We start from the raw sequence: 23,614 nt of genomic DNA, 5'->3' as shown, positions 1-23,614 counted from the left end.
ACGTGACAGGAACGCTCTACGGCGTCGGCCTCGGCCCCGGCGACCCCGAACTGATGACCGTGAAGGCCGCCCGCCTGATCGGCGAGGCCGACGTGATCGCCTACCACGCGGCGCGGCACGGCCGCAGCATCGCCCGGTCGATCGCGGCCCACCACATGCGCGACGGGCAGATCGAGGAGCTCCTGCAGTATCCGCTGACGACGGAGACGACCGACCACCCCGGTGGCTACCAGGGCGCGCTGGACGACTTCTACGCCGGCTGCGCCGACCGTCTCGCCGCGCACCTGGACGCCGGGCGCGACGTCGTCGTGCTGTGCGAGGGAGACCCCCTCTTCTACGGGTCGTACATGCACATGCACAAGCGCCTCGCGCACCGCTACCCGGCCGAGGTCGTCCCCGGGGTCACCTCGATCGCGGGGGCGTCCGCCGTGCTGGGCCGCCCGCTGGTCGAACGCGACGAGACGCTGACGGTCCTGCCCGGGACGCTGCCCGCCGGCGTGCTAACCGAGAAACTGCGCGACACGGACTCGGCGGCGGTGCTCAAGCTGGGCCGCACGTTCGAGAAGGTGCGCGACGCGCTGGCCGAGGCGGGCCGCCTCGACGAGGCCTGGTACGTCGAACGCGCCACCACCGACGCCCAGCGCGTGGCCCCGCTCAAGGACGTCGACCCGGGGCAGGTGCCGTACTTCTCGCTGGCGCTGATCCCCAGCCCGGCGCAGCTCACGTTCGTGCCGGAGACCGCCGGACGCACCGGTCCCGGCGAGGTCGCGGTCGTCGGCCTCGGTCCCGCCGGGCGGCCCTGGTTGACCCCGGAGGCCCAGGAGGTCCTCGCCGAAGCCACCGACCTGGTCGGATACGGCCCCTACGTCGACCGGGTCGCGCCCAACCCCCGCCAGACCCGGCACCGTACCGACAACCGCGTCGAGGCCGAACGCGCCCGTCACGCGCTCGACCTGGCCCTCGCCGGGGCGCGGGTCGCGGTCGTGTCGTCGGGCGACCCGGGCGTGTTCGCGATGGCCAGCGCGGTGCTGGAGGCCGCCGCCGACCCGCGTTACGCGGACGTCCCGGTGCGGGTGGTGCCCGGTCTGACCGCCGCGCAGGCCGTGGCCGGCCGGGCGGGCGCGCCACTCGGCCACGACTACTGCGTGCTGTCGCTGTCGGACCAGCTCAAGCCGTGGGAGGTGGTCGCCGGGCGGATCTCCGCCGCCGCCCGCGCCGACCTCGTCCTCGCGATCTACAACCCGGCGTCGAAGACCCGCACCTGGCAGGTCGCCGCGGCCCGCGACCTGCTGCTCGAACACCGCGATCCGGGCACGCCCGTGGTGGTGGGCCGCGACGTCGGCGGCGAGCGGGAGTCGGTCCTGATCACCACTCTGGGCGAGCTCGACCCGGCCGCGATCGACATGCGCTGCCTGCTGATCGTCGGCTCGTCCACCACCCGCGTCGTCGAGCGCGGGGACGGGGCGGTCGTCTTCACCCCGCGCCGCTATCCCGCGTGATCGCGTACCCAGGTGACGGCGTCGGCGACGTCCGTCACCCGGGTGACGCCGCCGGGCGTCGCGGGCCGGTCCACCATGACGACCGGCAGCCCCGCCTCGCGCGCCGCGACCAGCTTGGCGCGGGTCTGCTCCCCGCCGCTGTCCTTGGTGACCAGCACGTCGAGCCGGTGCTCGCCGATCAGGGCGCGCTCTCCCGCCACCGTGTACGGCCCCCGGGCGAGGATCACGTGGACGTTCGGGGGAACGGGCGGCTCCGGCGGGTCGACCGACCTCGCCAGGAACCACAGCCCGGTCAGCGGCGCGAACACCGGCAGGCTGCGGCGGCCCGTCGTCAGGAACACACGGCTCCCGAGACCGGGCAGCGCGTCCGCCGCCGCCCGGAGCGACGGCACCCGCAGCCAGACGTCCTCCGGGCCCTCCGACCAGCCGGGACGCCGCAACCCGAGCAGCGGCGTCCCGGTCGCCGCGCACGCGTGCGCCGCCGACTCGCTCATCCGCTGGGCGAACGGATGCGTGGCGTCCACCACGACCCGCGGACCGTGCTCGGCGATCCACCGGGCGAGCCCGTCCGGGCCGCCGAAGCCGCCCGACCTGACCTCGCCCACCGGCAGCCGGGGATCGGCGACCCGGCCGGCCAGCGATGACACCACCCGCAGGCCCGGCAGCGGCGCCAGCTCGGCGGCCAGCGCCCGGGCCTCGGCCGTGCCGCCGAGGATCAGGACGAGCACGCGCGGTCCCGCGCGGCCGAGTAGAGGTGGCTGTCGGGGAACTCGTGCGCCGTCAGCGCCCGCCCCACCACGATCACGGCGGTCCGCCTGATCCCCGCCGCGACCACCTGGTCGGCGATGTCGCCCAGGGTGCCCCTGATGATCTCCTCGTCGTCCCGGCTGGCCCGGGCGACCACCGCCACCGGGCAGTCCGCGCCGTACGCGGGCAGCAGGTCGGCCACGACGGCGGCGATCCGCTGCACGGCCAGGTGCAGCACCATCGTGGCGCGGCTCGCCGACAGCGTCGCGAGTTCCTCGCCGGGCGGCATCGGGGTGGCGCGCGCCGACGTCCTGGTCAGGATGATCGTCTGGCTCACCCCCGGAACCGTCAGCTCCCGCCCCAGCGCCGCGGCGGCGGCCGCGAAGGCGGGCACCCCCGGGATCACCTCGTACGGCACGCCGTGCGCGTCGAGCCTGCGCATCTGCTCGGCGACCGCGCTGAAGACCGACGGGTCGCCGGAGTGCAGCCGCGCCACGTCGAGCCCCGCCTCGTGCGCCGCCGTCATCTCGGCGACGATCTCGTCGAGAGTGAGGTTCGCGGTGTCCACGAGCCGCGCGTCCGGCGGGCAGTCGGCGAGCAGGTCGCGCGGCACGAGCGACCCGGCGTACAGGCAGACCGGGGCCGCCTGAAGGGCCCGCAGCCCACGCACCGTGATGAGGTCGGCCGCGCCGGGCCCCGCACCGATGAATCGAACCGTCACTGCTCGCGCTCCTTCCGCGCCGTCCAGATGGTCACCGGCATCAGGGGACGCCACCCGGTGAAGCCGCCCACCGGCGAGGCGCGCTGCACCGACAACCGAACGAGGTCCCCGCCGAGCCGCGCGTGCCACCCCGCGAGGACCGCCTCCGACTCCACGGTGACGGCGTTCGCGACCAGCCTGCCGCCCGGGGCGAGGGCGTCCCAGCAGGTCTCGACCACACCGGCCCCCGTCACGCCGCCGCCGACGAAGACGGCCGCCGGGGCGGGCAGCCCGCCGAGCGCGCCCGGGGCGGCTCCGGTGACGACCCGCAGGCGCGGCACGCCCAGCGCGTCCGCGTTGTGCCTGACGCGGTCCGCGCGGACGGGGTCGCGCTCGACGGCGACGGCCCGGCACGACGGATGCGCGCGCAGCCACTCGACGGCCACGCTCCCGGAGCCCGCCCCCACGTCCCAGAGCAGCTCGCCCGGCAGGGGCGCCAGCTTGGCCAGGGTGACCGCCCGCACCTCCTGCTTGGTGAGTTGCCCGTCCGACTCGTACACCTCGTCCGGCAGCCCAGGCACCCGCCCCAGCGGCACCGCCGACGGGACGTCTGTGCAGCTCACCGCCACGACGTTCAGCGCGGGCGGCGTCTCACCGGCCGGCCAGTCCGCGGCCGTGCCGTCGCGGCGGGACTCGGTCGCCGCGCCGAGATCGCCGAAGACGGTCACGCGGCTCGCGCCGTACCCCCGCTCGGTCAGCAGGGCGGCGACCAGTGCGGGCGTGTCCGCGCCCGCGCTGAGGACGAGGACGCGGCGGCCCGGCGCGAGCGCGGCGGTCAGCGCGGCCAGCGGCCGTCCGACCAGGCTGACGGTCTCGACCTCCTCGGCGGCCCAGCCGAGCCGCGCGCAGGCCAGGGTGGCCGACGACACGTGCGGCAGCACCCGCAGCCGGTCCGGCCCGAGCAGCCGGGCGAGCGTCGCGCCGACGCCGAAGAACATGGGGTCGCCGCTGGCGAGCACCGCGACCGCCCGTCCCGCGTGCGCGTCGAGCAGCCCCGGCAGCCCCGCGACCAGCGGCGACGGGTACGGCACCCGCTCGGAGGCCACCGACGCGGGCAGCAGGGCGAGCTGCCTGGCCGACCCGACCACGACGTCCGCGGCGACCAGCTCGGCGCGCGCCGCGTCGGCGAGACCGGCCCAGCCGTCCGCGCCGATCCCGACGACCGACACCGGCGTCATCGGGCGGGCTTCCTGAGCAGGTAGGTGTCCATGACCCAGCCGTGCGCCTCGCGCGCCTCCGCCCTGAGCCGCCGGATCTCGCCGGCGACCTCGCGCACCGGCCCGGCGACGAGGATCTCGTCCTCGGTCCCGACGTACGCGCCCCAGTAGACGTCGGCGTCGGCGGCCTCCGGCAGGTCCGCGAACGCGCAGCCCGCGTCGAGCATCACCACGATGTCGCCGGCGGCCTCGACGTCGGCGGGCAGGCGGCGGCCGGTCGTGATGTGCAGCGGCCTGGCGACCCTGGTCAGGCTGACGCGGTGCCGCGCGGCCAGCGCCGACACGCTGCTGATCCCCGGGATCACTTCATAGTCGAACGGCTCTCCGCCCCTGGCCAGGACGTCCTCGACGATCGCGATCGTGCTGTCGTACAGGGCGGGGTCGCCCCAGACGAGGAACGCACCGACGCCGTCCTCCGGCACCTCCTCGGCGATGAGCCGGGCGTAGACGTCGGCCCGGCGGGCCCGCCAGTCGGCCACCGCCTCCACGTACGCGCCGCTCGTCCGGTCGCGCTCCGGGTCGCGCGCCTCGACCGTCCGGTACGGCTCCCGCGCGTGGGCCGCGATCAGCTCGCGCCGCAGCCGCACCAGGCCGTCCTTCACGGCTCCCTTGTCGAGCAGGAAGAACACGTCGGTCTCCGCGATGGCCGCGGCGGCCTGGAAGGTCAGGTGGGCGGGGTCCCCGGCGCCGATGCCGATGATCAGGACTCGCTTCATAGGTCACGAGTATGGACCCCGGCTTGACGTACTTATGCGGACGGTGCACGCTCAAGGCGACAAAAGAAGACAGAGGCGACGGTGCGCAGGAACCTGGTGTGAATCCAGGACGGTCCCGCCACTGTGACCGGGGAGTGTCTCCCGCTCGTCACCACGGCCGCGACGGCTGGAAGGTTCGGGCGACACGATGACCCGGGAGTCAGGACACTGACCCGTTGTCCTCCATCACCGGGGCGAGCGACCCCGTGAGGAGAATCACATGGCTCAGCCGGCCGTCCCCGTCTCCCGGCCCCTGCCGGTCACCATCCCCGTGCGTGAGATCCTGCCCTGGGCGGTCTTCGCCGCCGTGGCCGGGCTCATCCTGCTCTACTTCGTCGGCGCGGAGCAGGGCGCCACCCACCTCATCAGCGGGCACACCGTGCACGAGTTCGTGCACGACGGCCGGCACCTCCTCGGCTTCCCCTGCCACTGAGGCCCGCCCGATGCCCACCATGCGTTCCCTGCTGGTGCGCGGCATGCTCGTCGGCCTCGCCGCCGCGCTGCTCGCGTACGTCGTCGCCTGGTTCGCCGGAGAACCCCAGGTCGCCGCCGCCATCTCCATCGAGGAGGCCAAGGCGGCGGCCGCCGGAGAGGCCACCGAACCGGAACTCGTCAGCCGGACCGTCCAGGAGACCGCCGGCCTGCTGACCGCCCTGCTCGTCTACGGCGCCGCCCTCGGCGGCTTCTACTCCATCGCGTACGCCTTCGCCCACGGTCGCCTCGGCGCTCTCGGCGCCCGCGCCACGGCGCTCACCGTCGCCGCCGCCGGCTTCGTCGTCGTGTACGTGACCCCCATCCTGAAGTACCCGGCCAGTCCCCCGGCCGTCGGCAACCCCGATTCGATCGGCCGCCGGACCGCGCTGTACTTCGCGATGATCCTCGTCGCCCTCCTGGCGGCGGCGGTCGCCGCGTACGCGGGCCGTTCCCTGTCGTCCCGCCTGGGCACCTGGAACGCCGCCCTGTCGGGCGTCGTCGTCTACGCCGTCCTCGTCGGTGTCTCGTACGCCGTGATGCCTCCGATCGACGAGGTTCCCGACGACTTCTCCGCCGACACGCTGTGGTGGTTCAGAGTGGCGTCGTTCGGCATCCAGTTCGTCCTGTGGGGAGCCATCGGCCTCCTGTTCGGCGGCCTGACCGAACGCTCCCTGCGCCAGGGAACCCCCCGGGAGGCCGGGCTCCGGCCCGCCGCGACGCGCTGAACCGGGTCGGGACCACCCGCTCCGCGTGAAGCCGGTGTGTCACAGGTGGAGCGCGTCGGGGGCGTCGTCCTCGACGAGGAAGCCCCCGGACTGGTGGTGCCAGAGCCGGGCGTAGGAGCCCTGGGCCTGGAGCAGCTCGCCGTGGGTGCCCTGCTCGACGACGCGTCCCCGGTCGAGCACGACCAGGCGGTCCATGCGGACGACGGTGCTGAGCCGGTGCGCCACCACGAGTGCCGTACGGTCCTGCATCAGGCGCCACAGGGCCTCCTGGATGAGGATCTCGCTCTCGGAGTCCAGGGCACTGGTCGCCTCGTCCAGCAGCAGGACGGGGGCGTCGCGCAGAATGGCGCGCGCGAGCGCGATGCGCTGCCGCTGGCCGCCGGAGAGCTTGACGCCGCGCTCGCCGATCAGGGTGTCGAAGCCGTGCGGCAGGGACTCGACGAACTCCGTGACGTGGGCCGCCCGCGCGGCCCGGCGGATCTCGGCGTCGGTCGCGCCCGGCCGGGCGAACGCGAGGTTTTCCCGTACGGACCGGTGGAACATGGCGGGTTCCTGCGGAACGTAGGCGATGAGGCCCCGCAGGTCGGCCTGCCTCAACCGGGCGATGTCCTGACCGCCGATCAGGATCCTGCCTCCGTCCACGTCCATGAGACGCAGCAGCAACCGGGTGAGGGTGCTCTTGCCGCCACCGGACCGCCCGACCAGCCCGATCTTGGTGCCGCCGGGGATGTCCAGGTTCAGGCCGTCGAACAGCGGCGCGCCGCCGGCGTACCCGAATCTCACCCGCTCGAAGCGGACGCTCGCGTCGGCCGGGCGCAGGGGCTGCGGGTCGGCCGGGTCCACCACGGTCGGCGGCGTGAGGAGCAGCTCGGTGAACTGGGCGGCTTCGGTGAGCGTGCTCTCCATACGCCGGTACACCTGGTTGAACTCGAACATGATGTTGATCGCGTTCGTGTAGTAGGTGAACGTCACGACGATGGCCTCCACACCGAGGCCGCCGCGGAGCGCCGCGGCGAGGAGCAGGCCCGTGGCACTGGTGAGCACCGACAACGGGGCGACGACCATGTCCACCCTGAGGTTGTTGTAGTCCCAGGACCGGATGGACAGCCGGCGCTGCTCGGCGATCCTGGCCCTGTGCTCGACGGCCTCGCGCTTCTCGGCGGCGAACGCGCGGACCGTCTCCATGTTGGCCAGCACGTCGGCGACGTGACCCGACACCAGCACCTTGGCCGCCTCACGCGCGTCGACCAGGGCCTGCCGATGGCGGATGAGCGGAGCGACGAGAACACCGGTGACGACGATGAGGCCCACGAGGACGAGCACCAGCAGCGGGTCGTACCGCCACAGCACCACCGAGGCGAAGGCCAGGGGCACCAGCTTCGCCATGATCGAGAACGTGAGGGTGTCCATGAACTCCTCGAACCTGGAGGAGAATCCGAGCACCCTCTTGGTCAGCGAACCGGCGAAGTTGTCGTGGAAGAACGCGACGTCCTTGGCCAGCAGCTCGTCCATGCCCAGCACGCCGAGCCGCTCGATGCCCCGGCCGTCGGCGCGGTTCAGGAAGTGCATCCCCGCCCGCCAGAACGCCTCACCCGTCAGAAGCAACGCGGCGAAGCCGAGCACGTAGGGCAGCAGCGCGTCGAAGGAGCCGTCCCGGCCGCCGGAGAGGTGCCCCACAAGGCCCGCCACCGCCAGCGGCGCCAGATAGAACAGGCAGATGTTCCCGATCGCCGGCAGCACCAGCGCGGGAGCCGCGATCGGCCACTGCCGCTTCAGCTCGCCGCAGTAGTACCGCAATGCCAGCAAAAGCGCCGATCTCCGCGCGGATTTATCATTTTCGGCCTCGTCCACCGTCCCGAGCACAGCCATCAGCCCTCCCGAATGCCGATATCGCCCTGGCCATGCTCCCGCAGCCCGTACGGGAGGAGCGAACGATTTTTCGCCGCCCGGCAATTAGGAGCGAGGGGTAAACCTCACGCAGACGACCGAAATATTCACGAAGGGAGTAATCAGCTGCGACCTTTCCTTACGGCGGCCGGGAGGCGTGCGCGGACGACACGAGATCAGCCACGGCCACCACCGGCGGGCGGCACGCCGCCGTCGCGCCCTGCGTACGGCAGGGCCAGGCGAACTGTCCGGTCGAGTACTACTGGAAGAACGCGCTCGGCATGAGGCTGGGCAGCGGGTCGGTCTCGGTCGTCACCTCGCCCTCGCTGTGGGGTGGGCAGATCGCGCCGGGCAGCACCTTCACCGTCAGCCTGACCCACCGGACGGCCCAGTGGCCGCTGCTGGTCACCAGGTACACGACCATGTGGGACCTGTCGTCGCTGCTGGCAGGCGCCCGGAACAGCGGAGAGCCGCCCCCGGTGGTGCAAGGGGCGGCTCGGTCTTCCGGCTTCCGGATCCGCTGTGGCCGGTTCTGCCTTGGTCTGACTTACCGGTATCCGGCCTTACCGGTATCCGGCGGCGACGATGTTCGCCTGCACCGCGTCCTCGGTGGCGTTCGTCGGGTATCCGGAGGTCATCACGCCCTCGTAGAAGGTGCCGGCGGCGCCGTGGCTGTTGTCACCCCCGATGCCGAGGATGATGGCCCCTTCCTTCTTCATCGGGTTGTAGCCCGAGACGTTGGGACGCTTGCCGTCGTAGAAGGTGCCCAGGACGCCCGACTGCGCGTTGCCGCCGCGGATGGCCCAGTGGTTCGGCTCGCCCTTGATGATGGCGGTCAGGTAGCGGTGGCTGATGGTGGGGTCGCCCGCGTTGTACTTCTGGTTGACGCCGGAGAACAGGCCGTTCTCCAGGTCGGCCATGATCCACGGGCCGTTGCCGGCGCCGTAGCCCCAGACCTTGATGTTGCCGAAGTAGATGGCCTCCATCGTGCCGTTGCCGTTGTCACGGCTGTTGGTCTCGGCGTTGCCGTAGTCGAAGCAGCAGCCGCCGTTGTAGTGGGTGCCGTCGAAGATGGCGTACATGCCCTCCGGCTGGTCGCCCTTGGCGACGCCGTTGGTGTTGTTGTTGCGGTAACCCACACCGGGATCCACGTAGACGCCGTACGCCTTGCTGCCGTAGACCGTGGTCGGCGCCTTGGTCGCGGTCGCGAGGTTGTCGTACCCGCCGGGAGCCGGGCCCGAGAAGCCGCCGGGAGGCGCCTGGGTGAGGCGGTTGTTGCGGCCCGACTGGTCGTAGATGATCGTGATGAGGCAGGTCGTGTTCGCGCAGAACGAGTCCTGCGCGGCGGCGTTCGCGGCGCCGCCCGCACTCAGCACGCCGATGTCCCGGGTGGTGTTGTCCGAGGAGCGGCGCACCTGGTAGAGCGGGCCGTTGTAACTGCCGTACAGGGCGCGGGTCGTGCTGTGCGCCGCGACGCAGGGCGTGCCTCCGGCGGCGTAGATGTCACACGGCCGAGTGCCACCCGGCGGCGGCGAGGGGGTGGACGAGGGCGTCCGCGAAGGAGACGCCGAAGGGGACGCCGAGGGCGAGCCGCCGGGTGACGGGGAGGTGACGCCGCCGGTGCAGGTCACGCCGTTGAGGGCGAAGCTCGCCGGCTTCGGGTTCGAGCCGCTGAAGCTTCCGTTGAACCCGAACTCGGTGCTCCCGCCGCTGGGGATGGCGCCGTTGTACGAGACGTTGGTGACCGTGACCTGGGAGCCCGACTGGGTGTAGCTGCCGTTCCACAGCTGGGTGATGGTCTGCCCGGCGGGGAACGCCCAGGTCAGGCTCCAGCCGTCGATCGGGTCGCCGAGATTGTTAACGTTAACACTCGCGTTGAAGCCGCCCGGCCATTCGCTGGCCACCGTGTAGGTGACCTGGCATCCGGCCGCGGCCGCCGAGGCCGCGTGGGTCCCCGCCATACCGGCGCCGGCCACCAGAAGGGCGGCGACGGCGGCTGAGAGTTTCAGGCGCCGACGTAATGAGCTGACGTTTCGCACAGATGTTTCCCATTCTCCGAGATGCGCGTTCTCCGCGGCGTCATTGCCGCGGACGATCAACCCACCTGTTGGGAGTCAGTCCATATCCGATTTTTTGTTAGCGCTAACATTTTTCGGCCGATCACGGATGCGGCTCCGTTCGTGGTGGTGGTGTGCTGCTGAGCCAATCCCGGCGCGGGGCATCAGTCAATCAGGCGGAACCCGGCCGCGCCCTCCATGCGGCCGCCGACCCTTTTGAAGTGGAACGATGAACCGCGGTGAAGACCGGCGGTTCACATCCACGCTGAAAGTTTCAGTCCTCCGACCATTCACGGGCTTAGAAGTGCCTTGAGTCAAAAAGGTCAGAACAATGATGACCGGTTATCGGACCTTTCGCAACCGCCGGGTTGCAGTCGATCGCGATACAGGGTCGCGAGCACGGCCGGCCGCCACTGGCGGAATCGAGATCGGGCCTGACCCTCCGAACCGGAGCGAAGTGTCAGGGCCGAGCGAGGAACTCCGCCGTCGTCGTCGTGAACCGGTGGGCGTCGTCGAGCCAGGGGAAGTGTCCCGCTCCCCGCTGCACGACGAACTCGGCGTGCGGGAACAGCGCCGCGAACTCGGCGACGACGTCCGGCGGCGTGTTCAGGTCGACCTCTCCGGCGAGCAGCAGCACCGGCGCGGTGAACCCGCCCAGCGCGGCGCGGGTGGCCGGTGGGTCGAACGCGCCCGGGGCGCCGAATGCCGCCGCGGCCTCCTCGTTCCGCCCGCCCTCCTGGGCCGCCTGATGGTCCCGGGCGGCGGCGTCCCAGCGTCCGTAGAAGAAGGGGTCGATGCGCTTCCAGTCGTCGTCGGCGGCGTCACCGGCGACGATCGCCTCGAGAGCCGCGAACGCGGCAGCGAACCACGGCTCGTCCCGGCGCAGCCGGGCGGTGGCGAGGCGCGACTCCCCCGTGGCCTCGATGCCGACCGCCCTGGTGCTCGGAGTGATCAGGGCGAGCCTGCGTACCCGGCCGGGGTGCCGGGCGGCGTACAGCGTCGCGAGGTTCGCGCCGGCGCAGTGCGCGAGCAGGTCGATCCGGTCGAGGCCGAGATGTTCGCGCAGCGCCTCGACGTCGCCGACGAGCCGGTCGCAGCGGTAGGAGGACACGTCCTCGGGTATCGCGGACCGGCCGGCGCCCCGGGGATCGAGCATGAGCAGCCGCCGGTGCGCCGGCAGGCCGCCGAGGTCACCGAGGTAGTCCGCGCTCTGCATCGGGCCGCCGGGCAGGCAGATCACGGGATCGCCCGCTCCGGACACGTGACAGGCCAAGGTCGTTCCGTCATGGGCGGAGTACGTCTGCAGCATGCCCGGAAGCCTGTCAGCGGCGTTTCGGCGCGGGCAACGGATTAACCGCCGGCGGGTGCGCGACCCCGCATCCCGGCACGAGCCCTCCCGGGGACGCCGCGTACGCGGTCACGGCCGGCGGTTCTCGCCCGGGGTGACGACGTCGGCGCCTCGCCGCCCCAGCAGTTCGGTGAGCCGCTCGGCGTTGCGCTGGGCGTTGTCGGCGCAGCAGTTGTTGTGCAGCACGTGCGTGGTCACCGCCTGGCCGGCCAGACCCGCGATCCGGTCCGCCCAGCTCCGGAGTTCCTCCTCCGAGTAGAGGTAGCCGAACCGCTCCTCGATGACGCGGCTCGTCCACTTGTCCGAGTGACCGTGCAGGCGGACGACGGCGAGGTCGGAGGTGGCCGCGAGCACGGGCGGGATCGACGACGGATGCCCCTGTGGCATGTCCACCCCGACGTACGGCAGGTCGTTGTCCGCCAGGAAGCCGAGGGTCTCGTCCTGGGCGGCGGGGTCCATCCACGCCCTGTTGCGGAACTCGACGCACACCCGCATCGGCAGGCAGCGGTCCCGGCATTCCAGGATGTAGCGCCGGTTGGCGCTGCCGGGCGGGAACCACTGGGGGAACTGGAACAGCACCGCGCCCAGCTTGCCCGCCTCGTGCAACGGCTCCAGCGCGGAGAGGAAGCGCCGCCACACCTCCTCGACGGCCTCGGTGGGAAGGTCACGCGCGTAGAGCGTGCCCTTGGGCTCCCCCAGCGCGGCCCGCAGGTCCTTGTACAGCGCCGAGGGCCGGGTCGGATGCCCGGTGAGCAGCGAGAACGCCTTGACGTTGAAGGTGAAGTCCTTCGGCGTGCGGTCCCGCCACAGCTCGGCCGTACGCCGGGCCGGCGGGTTGTAGTAGGTGGCGTCCACCTCGACCAGGGGGAACCGGCCGGCGTAGTAACCGAGCCGGGTCTCGGGGGTGGACGCCTCGGGGGGATACCAGCCGGACGCGAGCAGCGACTTGTCCGTCCAGGAGGCCGTACCGATCAGGATCTTGCCCATCCCCCGACCGTAGGCCCCCGCGCGCCGTCGTGGGCGCCGCTCCGGCCGGACAGGCGTCTGCCGAGGCGCTGGCCCGGGACCTCCACGAGGCGATAAGTCACGTGGCCGAGCGCCACCGTGGCGAGGAAGAACAGCGGCAGGTTCGGCGCGATCCGCAGCAGCAGCGGGTGCAGCAGGTAGAGGGAGAAGCTGATCACCCCGAGGTGGGTGAGCCACCGGGGGAACGCCCGGCCCCGCAGTGCGAAGGCGGCCAGGAAACAGGCCGCCGCGAGCACGATCGCCACCGTGTGCGTGGGGTCGTCCTCGGCGATCACCGCGCAGGCCAGGACGGCCGACAGGACCGCCGCGGCCGTACGCCACCGGATGGCCCCGCGCTCGGCCCGGTACACCGCCGTCCCGGCGAACATCATCGCCGCGATGACCAGCCCCTGCCCGGCACCGCCCCGGCTGCCCAGCACGACCAGCGCCAGACCGAGGAGGCCCCCGATCACCGCAGCCGCCCTGCGGAGGACGCCGTACGGGCCCGCGGACGCCACGACGGCCAGCACGACGGCGACGGCGAGGACCAGAGCGGCGGCGCCCGCGCGGCCGTTGATCGTCGCGCGCGGCAGCAGCAGGCCGAGGGGCACCGCCGCGAGCGCCAGGACGACGGCGATCGGCGCCGGCCGGTGCGCCTGCCGTACGGCGAACAGCCCGGCGACCATCAGATAGAACGCCATCTCGTAGGAGAGCGTCCACATCACGCCGATCACGGCGGGCAGGCCGAGCAGTTCCTGCAGCATCGTGAGGTTGCCGAGGGCGACGAGCGCGAGCGGACGCCGGTTCAGATCGGGTGACGGCACGAACGCGCCGGCGTACGCGAGGAGCAGCGCGAGGGCGAGCGCGGCGAGCAGCAGGGGCAGCAGCCGGAAGGCCCGGCCGATCCAGAAGGCCCGCAGGTCACCGCGCCGTTCCAGGGATGCCGGGATGATGTATCCGCTGACCAGGAAGAAAGCGAAGACGCCCCAGGTGCCGACGTCGACCTTCCCGTCCACTCCCGCCCAGAACTCCGGGACGAAGGTCCAGGCACCGTGGTGCAGGGCCACGCCCAGCGCGGCGACCCCGCGCAGCGCGTCCAGCCAGGCCAGCCGGGAGGGATTCGCCGCCATTCAGGTGACTTTATCCCGCCTTGCTCACGCTGAAGTCGTCGAACGAGACGGTGACCACGCCGCCTCCGGCCTCGGGGACGCGAGCGAGGACCCCCGCCTGGCTGTGCGGGCCCGGCGGCAGCGGATGGGCGTCCTCGGCGTCGAGAACGCGGGTGCCGTCGATCCAGAACGTCAGGCGTGAGCCCCGGCAGGAGGCCTGGAGGCGCACCGCGCGCCCGGCGCTCGGCGGGGCCGCCTTCACCGGCGGCACGACGTCGAGGCTCGCGCCCTCGGACCGCCGCACGACGCGGGCGGTGCCGTCCAGGCCGAGCAGGAACGCGTAGCCGCTGGGAACGTCCTCGTCCCATCGGCACACGAGCCCGAGGCCACCCTGCCCGGAGTCCTCCCGCGGTTCGGCCGTCACGCCGACCAGCACGTCGCGTCCGGCCGCCGCGTCGGTCTTGGCGGGCACGGGCGACAGCGCGACGTTGTGGGGATCGGTGCTGTCGGCGCGGACCGTGTAGACGCCGCGCTCGATCTCGTAGCCGCGCGTCGTGCGCTGGTCGCCCGCCGCGTCGGGGTCGAAGGTGTAGCCGTCCCAGTTGCCCCGATCGCCGAAGTCGTCGCCGTAGAGCAGGCTCCCGCCCCGGGGACCCGCCTCGCCGCCGCGGGACGCGTACAGGAGGACCCCGCCCGCGACGAGCACGGCCGTCACCCCCGCCGCGAGGCCGAGGAGCCACCGCCGCCGCGACGGCGGGTTCCCGGTGTCCGCCGGGATCCCGGCGCCGCCGGAGACGACCGTACGGGCCGGATCGGCCGCTGCCGTGGTGAACGGTGCCGTGGTGGCGGGTGCCGAGGTGAACGGTGCCGTGCTGAAAGGTGATGTGGTGGCAGGTGCCGTGGCGGCCGGTGCCGTGGCCCCCGTGGCGGCGTCGTCGCCGGTGAGGGCGCGCAGCAGGGCGGAGGCGGCGGGCCGGGCGGCGGGATCCTTCGCCAGGCACGCCTCCAGCAGCGGGCGGAGGTCGGCGGGCACGCCGGACAGGTCGGGCTCGCGGGCCGAGATGGCCATCAGGACGGCCGGAACGGTCGGCCCGGCGAAGGGCAGGCGCCCGGTCGCGGCGTACGCGATCGTCACGGCCCAGCTGAAGACGTCGGAGGCGGGACCGGGCCGCTGCCCGGCGAGCTGCTCGGGGGCGATGAAGGCGGGCGTGCCCGCCATGCCGCCGCCGGTGACGGTGTGGTCGGCGGCGCTCGCGATGCCGAAGTCGATGACCACGGGCCCCTCCGGGCCGAGGATCACGTTGCCGGGCTTGAAGTCGCGGTGCACGATCCCGGCCCGGTGGATCGCGGCGAGGGACGTCAGCGTGGCGACGGCGAGGCGGTGCAGCCCGCTGCCCGTACGCGGGCCGTCCTCGGCGACCGCCGTCGCCAGCGAGGGCCCGGGGATGTACTCGGTGACGATGTACGGCCGCCCGTGGTGGGACCCGGCGTCGAGCACGCGGGCCGTGCAGAAGAGGGCGAGCCCGCGGGCCGTCTCCGCCTCCCGGAGGAAGCGGCGGCGGCTCGTGGCGTCCGCGGCCTCCCTGGCGTGCAGCAGCTTGATCGCGACCTGGCCGCCCGAGGCGTCCCGCGCGAGGTAGACCGCGCCCTGGCCGCCCTCGCCGAGCACGCCGACGAGGCGGTGGTCGCCGATCCGCTCGGGATCACCGGGGTCGAGAGGGCGTCGCGGCACGGCGGGACCCGTCACGACCGGCGGTCGCAGGTGGTCCGTTCCGGCCGTTCCCGCATTCGTCCCGCTCCCTCGCGATGCCGTCGATATGTCGATGGAACAGGCCGGATCCTGTCATATCCTGAGGTGACCCGGCAGCGAAATCACACCCCCGGCGTACGGACGGCAGGGGATGTGCCTGTGCCGCGACGGGTCCCGCAGGTCACGGGCGAGCCGGACGGGGGCGGACCTCGCAGTCCGGCAGGCCCGCCAGCACGGCGGCGAGTTGCCGGGCGTTGGTCTGCGCGTAGTCGCGGTAGCAGTTGTTCATCAGCACGTGCGTCGTGGTCGCCTCCGCGCCCAGGTCGCGCAGCCTCGGCGCCCACCGCCGCAACTCCTCCGGCGAGTAGTGATAGCCGAAGCGCTCATGGATGTCGTGGCTGGTCCACCTGTCGCTGTGCCCGTGGAAGCGCACGACCTCCAGGTCGGAGGTGGCCGCGACGACCGGCGGGACCGAGTCCGGGTAGCCCTGCGGCATGTCCACGCACACGTACGGCAGCCCGTACGACCGGAGGAAGTCGAGGGTCTCGGCCCGGTTCTCCTCGCTCATCCAGGTGTGGTTGCGGAACTCCACGGAGATCCGCAGCGGTTCGCAGCGCCGCCTGCACTCCAGGATGTAGTGCTTGTTCGCCCGGCCGATCGGGAACCACCGGGGGAACTGGAAGAGCACCGCCCCGAGCTTGCCCGCCTCCAGCAGCGGCAGCAGGGCAGCGCGGAACCGTTCCCAGACCTGCTCGACGATCCGGGGATCGAGGTCGCGGGCGTACAGGTTCTTGCCGGCGCCGCCCGGCCGCAGGTCCTTCGGCAGCGCGCCCGGCCGGGTCGGATGCCGCGTGAGCAGGGAGAACGCCTTGACGTCGAAGACGAACCCCGGGGGCGTGCGCTCGGCCCACAGCCGTACGGTGGCCTCGGCGGGCGGCGCGTAGTAGGTCGAGTCGACCTCCACCAGCGGAAACTCGCCCGCGTAGTGGCGCAGGCGCTCCTCGGGTGTGGTGACGCCGGGCGGGTACCACCCGGACTCCAGCAGCGTCTTGTCCGTCCACGACGCCGTGCCGACCAGGATCTCTCCCATATCTCACGATAAGCCAGGAGAGGTGTGTCGGTTGTGACGCATGAAGCGTGCGTGGGTCTATGATGTTCAAAAATAAAGCGGCCCCGGCGTGCGGTGGTCGCCGGCCGAAGCTCACCGGAGGTGGCCGATGCTGTCGACCTGGGCCCTGGAGACGTTCGGGCCGCGCGCCGAGCAGATCCGCCGCGGCGTGGCCGAGGCGCTGGCGGTCGCCCTGGAGAACGCCCGGGACGCCCAGCAGACGGCGCGGACCCGGCATCTGCATCCGTTCGGCTTCACGCTGATGTCGCGCAAGTTCGAGGCGCTCGCCCGCGCGTTCGCGGACATGGCGGACGTCGATATCGTCAAGCCGCAGGGCTCCCAGCACGAGCTCGTCGTCCTCGGCGGCAACCTGCTCTTCCCCTTCCGCTACGCGAAGGACCGGTCGGTCAGCGTCGTCAACGCCCGGATCGGCGACGGCAGGCCGTCCGGGCTGGTCCAGGCGTTGTTCACCCGGTTCGGCCCGCGGCCCTGGACCGAGCAGCTGACGCTGGGCGGCGCCGAGACCGGCATGCCCGAACCGGTCATCCCGGCCGCCCGGGCGCTGACGCAGCTGCCCGAGGGCACCCGCCTGGTGCTCATCGCGTACGCGTGCAACGCCGGGGCCGGGCTGCTCGACGCGTGGTGGGGCGAGGCCGAGCTGCTCGACCGCACCGGCAACCTGCGCTGGCACCACTACGAGGCGATCCCGCTCGCCGGAGCCGCCCTCACGGGAACCCTGCCCGCACCAGCCCTGCCGATCGAGACCCTGCCGATCGAGACCCTGCCGGCCGAGGCGTCCGTCTTCTCCGGGGGCGCGATGCCCGCTCCCGAGATGAACCCCCGGTCGCCGTACGAGCGCGCGGCGGCCCTGCCGCCGGTCAGCGAGGCGCCGGCGGAGGCGCCGGACGTCGCCGATGAAGGACGATAGGCGACTCCGGCTGGTCGGAAGTCCGGTCGAGGGACAGGCCCGAAGGATGGCCGAGGGGCCGACCGAGGGATCGACCGAGGGACCGGACGTGCGGCCGGGCGGGGAGCCGGGCGATGACGCGGCCTCCCGGGAACCCAGCCCGCAGGCGGTGGCGGACGCCTTCGACGGGACCCGGCTCACGCAGGCCCGACGGCTCGCCGCGCTGACCAAGAAAGAGGTCGCCGAGCGCGTCGGCGTGTCGCCCGCCGCGGTCGGCCAGTACGAGGCCGGGGTCACCCGGCCGCGGCCCGACCTGGTCCCGCTCCTCGCCGAGGTGCTCGCGGTCCCCTCGGCGTTCTTCCTGCCGGGCCGCCCGCACGGCAAGCTCGACGGCTCGATGGCGCACTTCCGCAGCCTGCGCTCCACCCGGGCCTACCAGCGGGCCAAGGCCGTCGCCTTCGTCGAGCAGGTCTGGGAGCTGACGTACGCGCTGGAGAAGCGGGTGCGGCTCCCCTTCGTCGACCTGCCGGGCTTCGCCGGGGGCGAGGTCGACTCCGGCACCGCCCTGCCCCGCGATCCCGTGGGCGCTGCCCGCGCGCTGCGGGCCCACTGGGGCCTCGGCGCCGGACCGGTCAGTCACCTGGTGCGGCACATGGAGTCGCGGGGGATCGTCGTCGTCTTCCCCCGGGCCGACGAGGACGCGGTCACGGTCGACGCCTTCTCCACCTCCAGCCTGCCCCGGCCCATCGTCGTCCTGACGCCCAACCGCTTCGACGACGTCTACCGGCACCGCTTCACCGCAGCCCACGAACTGGGCCACCTGGTCCTGCACGGCGACGCGGCGGCCGGGGACAGTCAGCAGGAACGCGAGGCCGACTCCTTCGCCGCCGAGTTCCTCACGCCGCGCGACAGCGTCGGGCCGAGCCTGCCCGCCCGCGCCGACCTGCGGCGGCTGGCCGAGTTGCGCCGCGTCTGGGGCGTGTCGGTCGACTCGCTGCTGTACCGGTGCCGGGAGGTCGGCCTGCTGTCCGACTCGGCGGCCGGGCGGGCCTGGCAGCGGCTCGCCGCGCTGCGCGACCAGCCCGGCTTCGCGGCGGAGCCGGTGTCGGGCTATCCCGGCGAGCAGCCCGTGCTGCTCGCCCGGGCCTTCGAGATGGCGGCGGCCGAGACCCGGCTGACCGTGCCCGCGCTGGCGCGGGAGCTCGCCTGGCCGCCGGCGCGGGTGCGTGAGCTCATCGGCCTCCCCGGTCACCGTCCGGAGCTGAAACTGGTCTTCTGACCAGGGGCGACCGCTCCGCCGGCCGCCGCAACGACGCCGCCCCGAGAGCGCCGAGCAGCGCCGTCGCGGCGAGGACCAGCATGGTCTCCCGGAAACCCGTGAGCGCGGATCCGGTGGCCGCGCCACGGGTGGTGAGGAGCGTCACCAGCAGCGCGATCCCGAACGATCCGGCCAGCCGCTGCACGACGCTGAACAGCGTGTTCGCGTCCGGGACGCGCACGGGCGGCAGCCCGCCCAGCAGCGAGACGACCAGGGGCTGGCTCGTGAACCCGATCGCCAGGCCGCGCCCGCACAGCAGGAGCGTGGTCAGCCAGACGGGTGTGCCGGCCGACAGCAGCGCCATGAGACCGGTCGTGACCGCGAGGAACAGCATGCCGGCCACGACCGCGAACCGCACCGAGAAGCGCTCGGCCATCCTGGTGCCCGCGGCGGCCGACACTCCCATCGCCAGCCCCTGCGGCAGGAGCGCGAGCCCGGTGACGAGGCCGCTGTGGTGCTGGATCGTCTGGAGATAGAGCGGCGCGAGGAACAGCACGGCGAACAGCACGACGCTCGACACCGCGCACAGGGCGAGCGTGAGCGCCCGTACGGGGTCCCGGGCGAGGTCGAGCGCCAGGGCGGCCTGCGGCCGGTGGCGCGCCCACAGCACGTAGGCGGCCAGGAGCGCCAGGCCGGCCGGCCAGGAGGGGGTGGCCCACCCGTGCGCCGCCGCCCGTTCCACTCCGTAGGTGGTCAGGCCGAGCCCGGCCGCCAGCAGGACCAGCCCGGGCAGGTCCGGCCGTACGGCGCGGTCGCCCCTCGTGCCGAGGCCGGCCCGGCGGGCCGCCAGCGCGCCGGGCAGGGCGAGCAGCCCGACCGGCAGGTTGACCAGGAAGATGGAGCGCCAGCCGTACGCGCCGATCAGCAGGCCACCCAGGGAGACGCCCAGCGCGGGCGCGGCGAAGAACGCGAGTCCGGCGGCGAGCGGCACCTTGCCGCCCGCCCCCTCGGCGGCGCCTCCCCTGCCGATCAGCAGACCGATCGCCAGCGGAATGAGGGGCGCCCCGGCGAGGCCCTGCACGACCCGGAAGCAGATCAGCATGCCGGCGTCGGCGCTGAGCGCGCACGCGGCGGAGGAGACCGTGAACAGGGTCAGGCTCCCGGCATAGGTCGGCACCAGGCCGAAGCGCCTGGCCAGGTACGACGTGGCGGCCAGGCCGATCGCCAGGGCGAGCAGGTAGCCGCTCACCGCCCACTGGACGACCTCCAGCGGGCGGCCCAGCTCGCGGACGAGATCCGGCACCGCGAGGTTGACCACCGACGAGTCGATCATCGAGAGCACCGGCCCCGCGACGAGGCCGGCCGACATGAGGCGGGAGGGCGTCGCGCCCGCGGCGTCCGTCACCCCGTCTCCTCCAGCACCGCCTCCAGCTCGGTCAGCCAGAGCAGTTCCAGCCGGAGCCGTTCGACGGTGAAGGCGAGGACGCGCTCACCCCAGGGCGCGTGCCCGGCGGCGGCGGCCAGTTCCTCCTGCAGGGCCAGCTCGTGCTCGACGCGCTCCCGCCTGACCTCGACGATCCTGCGCCGGTCGGCGGCGGGCAGCAGGTCGAACAGCCCGACCCTGACCTGGAACTCCTCGTCCTTCGTCAGCACTTGGGGATCGGCCGTGCGCAGCAGCGCCAGCAGACGTTCACGCCCCTTGCCGGTGATCCGGTAGACGGTCCGCTGCGGACGGCCGGGCGCCACCTCCTCGGCGATCTTCTCGATCTCCCCGCGCTGCTCGAAGCGGCGCAGCGCGGGATAGAGCGTGTTGTTGTTGAGAAGACCGCCCGTCAGGCGCTCCATGTACTTCTTGATCTCGTAGCCGTGCTTCGGCGCGGTGAGCAGGCCGCGCAGGATCATTATGTCGGAGTACACCCGTCCAACATAACCTAGGTTAGGTTAACCCACCACTCCTTGCGTGCCGGGCAGCGGGTCATGCCACGGCCTGGCTCTGCACGACCTGGTCCTTCAGCGGGGCGAGGGCGCCGGCGATGGCGCCGATCGTCTCCCCGTCCACCCCGCACGACTCCAGTGCGCCGGCCAGGTGGACGACCACCTGGTCGAACTCCTCGGCGGTGATGCCGAGCCCGGCGTGCGCCACGTCCATCGACTTGCCCCGGTACTCCTGCGGCCCGCCGAGCGCCGCGGCGACGAAGCTGCGCTGGTGCGCCTTCAGCTTGTCCATGTCGACGTCCGCGAAGTATCCCCGCAGCATCGGATCGGCGACGACCCGCTGGTAGAACTCGTCGACCACGGCCGAGACCGCGGCCGACCCGCCGATCTGATCGAAGATGGACGGCATACCGATTCCTCCCGCGTCTGTGTGACCTCCTCGCAGAGGATCGACACGGAAGGTTACAGCGCGATTACCAACCGGAAATACGTGCGTAGCGGCCCGCTCACGCCGTCGACACGTTCGACCCGGAACGGTGCCCGCACCCCCGAGTGCGGGCACCGTCCGGAAGAGCCGGTGCCGTCCGGAAGGGTCAGTGCCCTCCCGCGCTCCGCAGCGCGTCACGGATCGCGGCGTAGGCGGGCTTCGGCTGGAGGTTCTCGTCGTACGGCAGCGCCGCGCCCTCGCCCTGGAAGACGGCGGGGATCCAGGAGTACTTGTCGGTGTAGTCCCAGACGGTGATGCCGACGCAGCGGCGGACGGCGAGGCAGGCCTTGGTGACCCTGGCGTACCAGTCGGCCTGGGTGGCGAGCTTGGTCGCGTCGGCCGGCAGGTACATGCGGATGTCCAGCTCGGTGACGGCCACGTCCAGGCCGAGGTCCGCGAAGCGCCGCAGGTTCTGCTGGAGCGTCTCCGGATAGCCGTACTGCAGCGCGAGGTGTCCCTGGAAGCCGACGCCGTCGATCGGCACGTGCTGGGCCTTGAGCGACTTCACGAGGTTGTAGTAGGCGTCGCTCTTCGGCCCGATCGCCTCGATGTTGTAGTCGTTCAGGTAGAGCTTCGCGTGCGGGTCGGCCTGGTGCGCCCAGCGCAGCGCGTCGGCGATGTACCCGGGACCGAGCGTCCGGTAGAAGATCGTGTCGCGGTAGGTGCCGTCCTCGTTGAACGCCTCGTTGACGACGTCCCACGAGTAGACCTTGCCCTTGTAGTAGCGGGCCACGGTCGTGATGTGCTTCTTGAGGATCGCCCGGAGCTGGTCGGCGGTGAAGGTGCCGTTGTTCAGCCAGTCGGGCAGCTGGTTGTGCCAGACCAGGGTGTGCGCCCGGAACGACATGTGGTGCCTGCGGGCGAAGTCGAGCACCTGGTCACCCTGGGTGAAGTCGAACACGCCCTGCTGCGGCTCGGTGGCGTACCACTTCAGCGCGTTGCCCGCCGTCGTGGAGTTGAACTCGCTGCCGAGGATGCCGAGGTACGCCGTGTCGGAGAACTCGGGGTTGTCGGTCGCCGAGCCGAAGTAGCGGTGGGTGTCCGCGGCCAGCCGGCCCAGCGTCTTGTCGCCGTGCCGGTCGGGTGCGGCGGAGGCCGGCGTCGCCGCGATCGCGGTGACGAGCCCGGCGGCGGCCAGTGCGGCGGCGAGTCTGTGCGACATGAGGAAGGTCCTCCGGTGGGGGTACGTGGCCGGACGTCCAGATCCACGAGCGAGGCCGTCCGAAACGTTTCGGAATGTTTCCCTAACTTTCTGGTGACGTACCCTACGAATCCTTCACTCGCCGGTCAATACGAAGTGACAAATCCCGGTTCGAACAGCGAGAATGACGATGGACGACTTGACAGACGTCCGAAAGTTTCAGCTCCGCGCCCTTTTCAGGGGTAAGGGTGCGGAAAGGGAAGGGGAGGGCCGGGTCGTCCCGGCCCTCCCCTTCGTACGATGCGGTCAGGGTTCCAGGCTCTCCGGGATGGAGTCGGAGCGGCCCGCCGGGTGCTCGGTGCGGCCCCGGGCGTCGTAGATCTTCACCCAGTGGACGCCGGGCAGCCGCTTGAGCGTGGGCGTGATCTCGTCGGCGACGGTGAACGCCGACCCGCCGCTGCCGACGGCGCCGGTGAGCCGTACGTGGGCGACCCCGCCGCGGACGACCACGGACCGGAAGCCGGTGGCCCCCGAGGCGACGAAGCGCAGCCCGGCGGCGTACTCCGCCCGGGTCGGCCCGGCGAACAGCCGCTGGAGCGCGCCGCGCGCGGTGGCGGGCGCCACCACCGGCCGCCGCACCACCCTGGTGTACGGCTCCCGCCCCGCGTGGTAGCGGCGGGAATCGAGGAAGTGGACGCCGACCGGCACGGTGCGGTGCGGCGTCCTGATGTCCACGACCACCCGGCTCGGACGGGTGAGCGTGTAGACGCGGTAGGGGGCCTTACGCGCCAGGCCGATGCCGAACGAGAGCACCGCCTCGAAGTCGCCCGCTCTGACGACCTGGAGAACCCCGGGCAGCGCGAAGGTCTCACGGGCGGGACCGTGGGTGGAGGCGCCGCTCCCGTCGTGGCCGATCGCGCGCTCGAAGCGCAGGGCGAGGATCGCGTCGCCGGCCACCGGGATGGTGGCGCCCGATCCGTCGGCGATCAGCCGGGACACGTAGCCGGCGCTCCGCCGTGCCGGGAGCGGGCCGCGGAACTCGAAGACGACCCGGTCCAGGCCGGGGTGGTGCGAGGCGCGCACGCCGACCAGGGTCGCGACGGGCGCGGCGGCCCGTAGCGCGGAGGCCGGGGCCGCGGAGACTGGCACGGAGGCCGGCGCGGCGGCCGCCGGGACCGCCGGCAGGACCGCCAGTGTGAGCGCGCTCACCAGCGACGTGGCCGAGGCCGCGAGCGAGCGCATGGGAGGCAGAAACATGAGGGCTCCTCTGCCGGGTTCCTTTCGCGGGAGTGGGGGACCCGCACGGGCCGGACCGTTCCAACGGCCCGGCTCCTAACTGGAGTATCTCCATATCGCCACGGCCTTCGGCGTGACAGACGTGTCACTTTCGGCCGCACTTTTCTACCCGGTCGACGAGAAGGCGGGCGCCGGTCCTGCGTACGCGG

General features: G+C 72.6%; 22 protein-coding genes and 1 riboswitch. Of the genes, 5 read left to right on the top strand and 17 right to left on the bottom strand.

What is annotated here, in order from left to right; genetic code table 11:
* Positions 1-2: 2 nt before the first annotated feature.
* Entirely contained in the window at positions 3-1,499 is a 1,497-nt protein-coding gene (locus FED44_RS19600; protein WP_138461585.1) for a precorrin-2 C(20)-methyltransferase, read from the top strand.
* Here the strand turns inward: FED44_RS19600 and FED44_RS19595 are convergent.
* Genes FED44_RS19595 through cobF form a run of 4 tightly spaced genes read right to left on the bottom strand, consistent with a single transcriptional unit; the run spans position 1,487 to position 4,939 of the window.
* Positions 1,487-2,227 carry a cobalt-precorrin-6A reductase gene (locus FED44_RS19595; protein ID WP_111698203.1) on the bottom strand — a complete coding sequence of 247 codons (741 nt, stop codon included), beginning with the start codon at positions 2,225-2,227 and terminating at the stop codon, positions 1,487-1,489. The genes FED44_RS19600 and FED44_RS19595 overlap by 13 nt on opposite strands.
* Positions 2,215-2,967 (bottom strand): precorrin-4 C(11)-methyltransferase, encoded by a 753-nt coding sequence (cobM, locus tag FED44_RS19590; protein ID WP_138461584.1) that lies wholly within the window; start codon positions 2,965-2,967, stop codon positions 2,215-2,217. Before cobM ends, FED44_RS19595 begins: the two co-directional genes overlap by 13 nt.
* Complete coding sequence (cbiE, locus tag FED44_RS19585) at positions 2,964-4,184, bottom strand: precorrin-6y C5,15-methyltransferase (decarboxylating) subunit CbiE (RefSeq protein WP_111698207.1); 1,221 nt, start codon at positions 4,182-4,184, stop codon at positions 2,964-2,966. The genes cobM and cbiE overlap by 4 nt, the downstream gene beginning before the upstream one ends.
* Entirely contained in the window at positions 4,181-4,939 is a 759-nt protein-coding gene (gene cobF, locus FED44_RS19580) for a precorrin-6A synthase (deacetylating) (protein WP_138461583.1), read from the bottom strand. Before cobF ends, cbiE begins: the two co-directional genes overlap by 4 nt.
* Before the next feature lie 28 nt (positions 4,940-4,967).
* A riboswitch (cobalamin riboswitch) is annotated at positions 4,968-5,169 on the top strand.
* 29 nt (positions 5,170-5,198) lie between these two features.
* Here cobF and FED44_RS19575 point away from each other — a divergent pair.
* A complete protein-coding gene (locus FED44_RS19575) occupies positions 5,199-5,411 on the top strand; it encodes a CbtB domain-containing protein (protein ID WP_111698211.1) in 213 nt (70 codons plus the stop codon).
* A 10-nt stretch (positions 5,412-5,421) separates the two neighbouring features.
* On the top strand, positions 5,422-6,177 hold the full coding sequence (locus FED44_RS19570) for a CbtA family protein (RefSeq protein WP_138461582.1): 756 nt from the start codon (positions 5,422-5,424) through the stop codon (positions 6,175-6,177).
* Positions 6,178-6,216: 39 nt separating this feature from the next.
* On the opposite strand, the gene FED44_RS19565 is transcribed toward FED44_RS19570, so the two are convergent.
* The 8 genes from FED44_RS19565 to FED44_RS19535 form a co-directional block, all read right to left on the bottom strand.
* Positions 6,217-8,046: an ABC transporter ATP-binding protein gene (locus tag FED44_RS19565; RefSeq protein WP_138461581.1), complete on the bottom strand. Its 1,830-nt coding sequence runs from the start codon at positions 8,044-8,046 to the stop codon at positions 6,217-6,219.
* A gap of 277 nt (positions 8,047-8,323) precedes the next feature.
* Positions 8,324-8,488: a hypothetical protein gene (locus tag FED44_RS35875; RefSeq protein WP_165900489.1), complete on the bottom strand. Its 165-nt coding sequence runs from the start codon at positions 8,486-8,488 to the stop codon at positions 8,324-8,326.
* A gap of 139 nt (positions 8,489-8,627) precedes the next feature.
* Positions 8,628-10,025, bottom strand: coding sequence for an arabinofuranosidase catalytic domain-containing protein (locus FED44_RS19560; RefSeq protein ID WP_208759069.1), 1,398 nt, complete (start codon positions 10,023-10,025; stop codon positions 8,628-8,630).
* 556 nt (positions 10,026-10,581) lie between these two features.
* The gene (locus FED44_RS19555) at positions 10,582-11,430 is read right to left on the bottom strand and encodes an alpha/beta fold hydrolase (RefSeq protein WP_244302081.1); all 849 of its coding nucleotides are present in this window, start codon (positions 11,428-11,430) and stop codon (positions 10,582-10,584) included.
* 108 nt (positions 11,431-11,538) lie between these two features.
* A complete protein-coding gene (locus tag FED44_RS19550) occupies positions 11,539-12,456 on the bottom strand; it encodes a DUF72 domain-containing protein (RefSeq protein ID WP_111698220.1) in 918 nt (305 codons plus the stop codon).
* Positions 12,441-13,604, bottom strand: a complete 1,164-nt coding sequence (locus FED44_RS19545; RefSeq protein ID WP_138461579.1) for an acyltransferase family protein — start codon at positions 13,602-13,604, stop codon at positions 12,441-12,443. The genes FED44_RS19550 and FED44_RS19545 overlap by 16 nt, the downstream gene beginning before the upstream one ends.
* A gap of 10 nt (positions 13,605-13,614) precedes the next feature.
* Positions 13,615-15,315, bottom strand: coding sequence for a serine/threonine-protein kinase (locus FED44_RS19540; RefSeq protein WP_138461578.1), 1,701 nt, complete (start codon positions 15,313-15,315; stop codon positions 13,615-13,617).
* Positions 15,316-15,514: 199 nt separating this feature from the next.
* Complete coding sequence (locus FED44_RS19535; RefSeq protein ID WP_138461576.1) at positions 15,515-16,423, bottom strand: DUF72 domain-containing protein; 909 nt, start codon at positions 16,421-16,423, stop codon at positions 15,515-15,517.
* Positions 16,424-16,550: 127 nt separating this feature from the next.
* On the opposite strand from FED44_RS19535, the gene FED44_RS19530 reads away from it, so the two are divergent.
* Positions 16,551-17,369, top strand: a complete 819-nt coding sequence (locus tag FED44_RS19530) for a hypothetical protein (RefSeq protein WP_138461574.1) — start codon at positions 16,551-16,553, stop codon at positions 17,367-17,369.
* 46 nt (positions 17,370-17,415) lie between these two features.
* Positions 17,416-18,627, top strand: a complete 1,212-nt coding sequence (locus tag FED44_RS19525) for a helix-turn-helix domain-containing protein (RefSeq protein ID WP_187405985.1) — start codon at positions 17,416-17,418, stop codon at positions 18,625-18,627.
* Here FED44_RS19525 and FED44_RS19520 read toward each other — a convergent pair.
* The 5 genes from FED44_RS19520 to FED44_RS19500 all read right to left on the bottom strand — a co-directional run bounded on the left by FED44_RS19520 (position 18,581) and on the right by FED44_RS19500 (position 23,426).
* Positions 18,581-20,011, bottom strand: coding sequence for a DHA2 family efflux MFS transporter permease subunit (locus FED44_RS19520; protein ID WP_138461572.1), 1,431 nt, complete (start codon positions 20,009-20,011; stop codon positions 18,581-18,583). The two genes, FED44_RS19525 and FED44_RS19520, sit on opposite strands and share 47 nt — an antisense overlap.
* Positions 20,008-20,523 carry a PadR family transcriptional regulator gene (locus FED44_RS19515; protein ID WP_138461570.1) on the bottom strand — a complete coding sequence of 172 codons (516 nt, stop codon included), beginning with the start codon at positions 20,521-20,523 and terminating at the stop codon, positions 20,008-20,010. The genes FED44_RS19520 and FED44_RS19515 overlap by 4 nt, the downstream gene beginning before the upstream one ends.
* A gap of 58 nt (positions 20,524-20,581) precedes the next feature.
* Positions 20,582-20,950 (bottom strand): group I truncated hemoglobin, encoded by a 369-nt coding sequence (locus FED44_RS19510; RefSeq protein ID WP_138461568.1) that lies wholly within the window; start codon positions 20,948-20,950, stop codon positions 20,582-20,584.
* 184 nt (positions 20,951-21,134) lie between these two features.
* Positions 21,135-22,190: an endo-1,4-beta-xylanase gene (locus FED44_RS19505; RefSeq protein WP_138461566.1), complete on the bottom strand. Its 1,056-nt coding sequence runs from the start codon at positions 22,188-22,190 to the stop codon at positions 21,135-21,137.
* Positions 22,191-22,475: 285 nt separating this feature from the next.
* The gene (locus FED44_RS19500; RefSeq protein ID WP_138461564.1) at positions 22,476-23,426 is read right to left on the bottom strand and encodes a GerMN domain-containing protein; all 951 of its coding nucleotides are present in this window, start codon (positions 23,424-23,426) and stop codon (positions 22,476-22,478) included.
* Between the last annotated feature and the right edge of the window lie 188 nt (positions 23,427-23,614).

This window comes from Microbispora triticiradicis (genome assembly GCF_005864065.1).
Taxonomy (GTDB): Bacteria; Actinomycetota; Actinomycetes; order Streptosporangiales; family Streptosporangiaceae; genus Microbispora; species Microbispora triticiradicis.
This window is presented reverse-complemented; position numbering and strand designations above follow the sequence as displayed.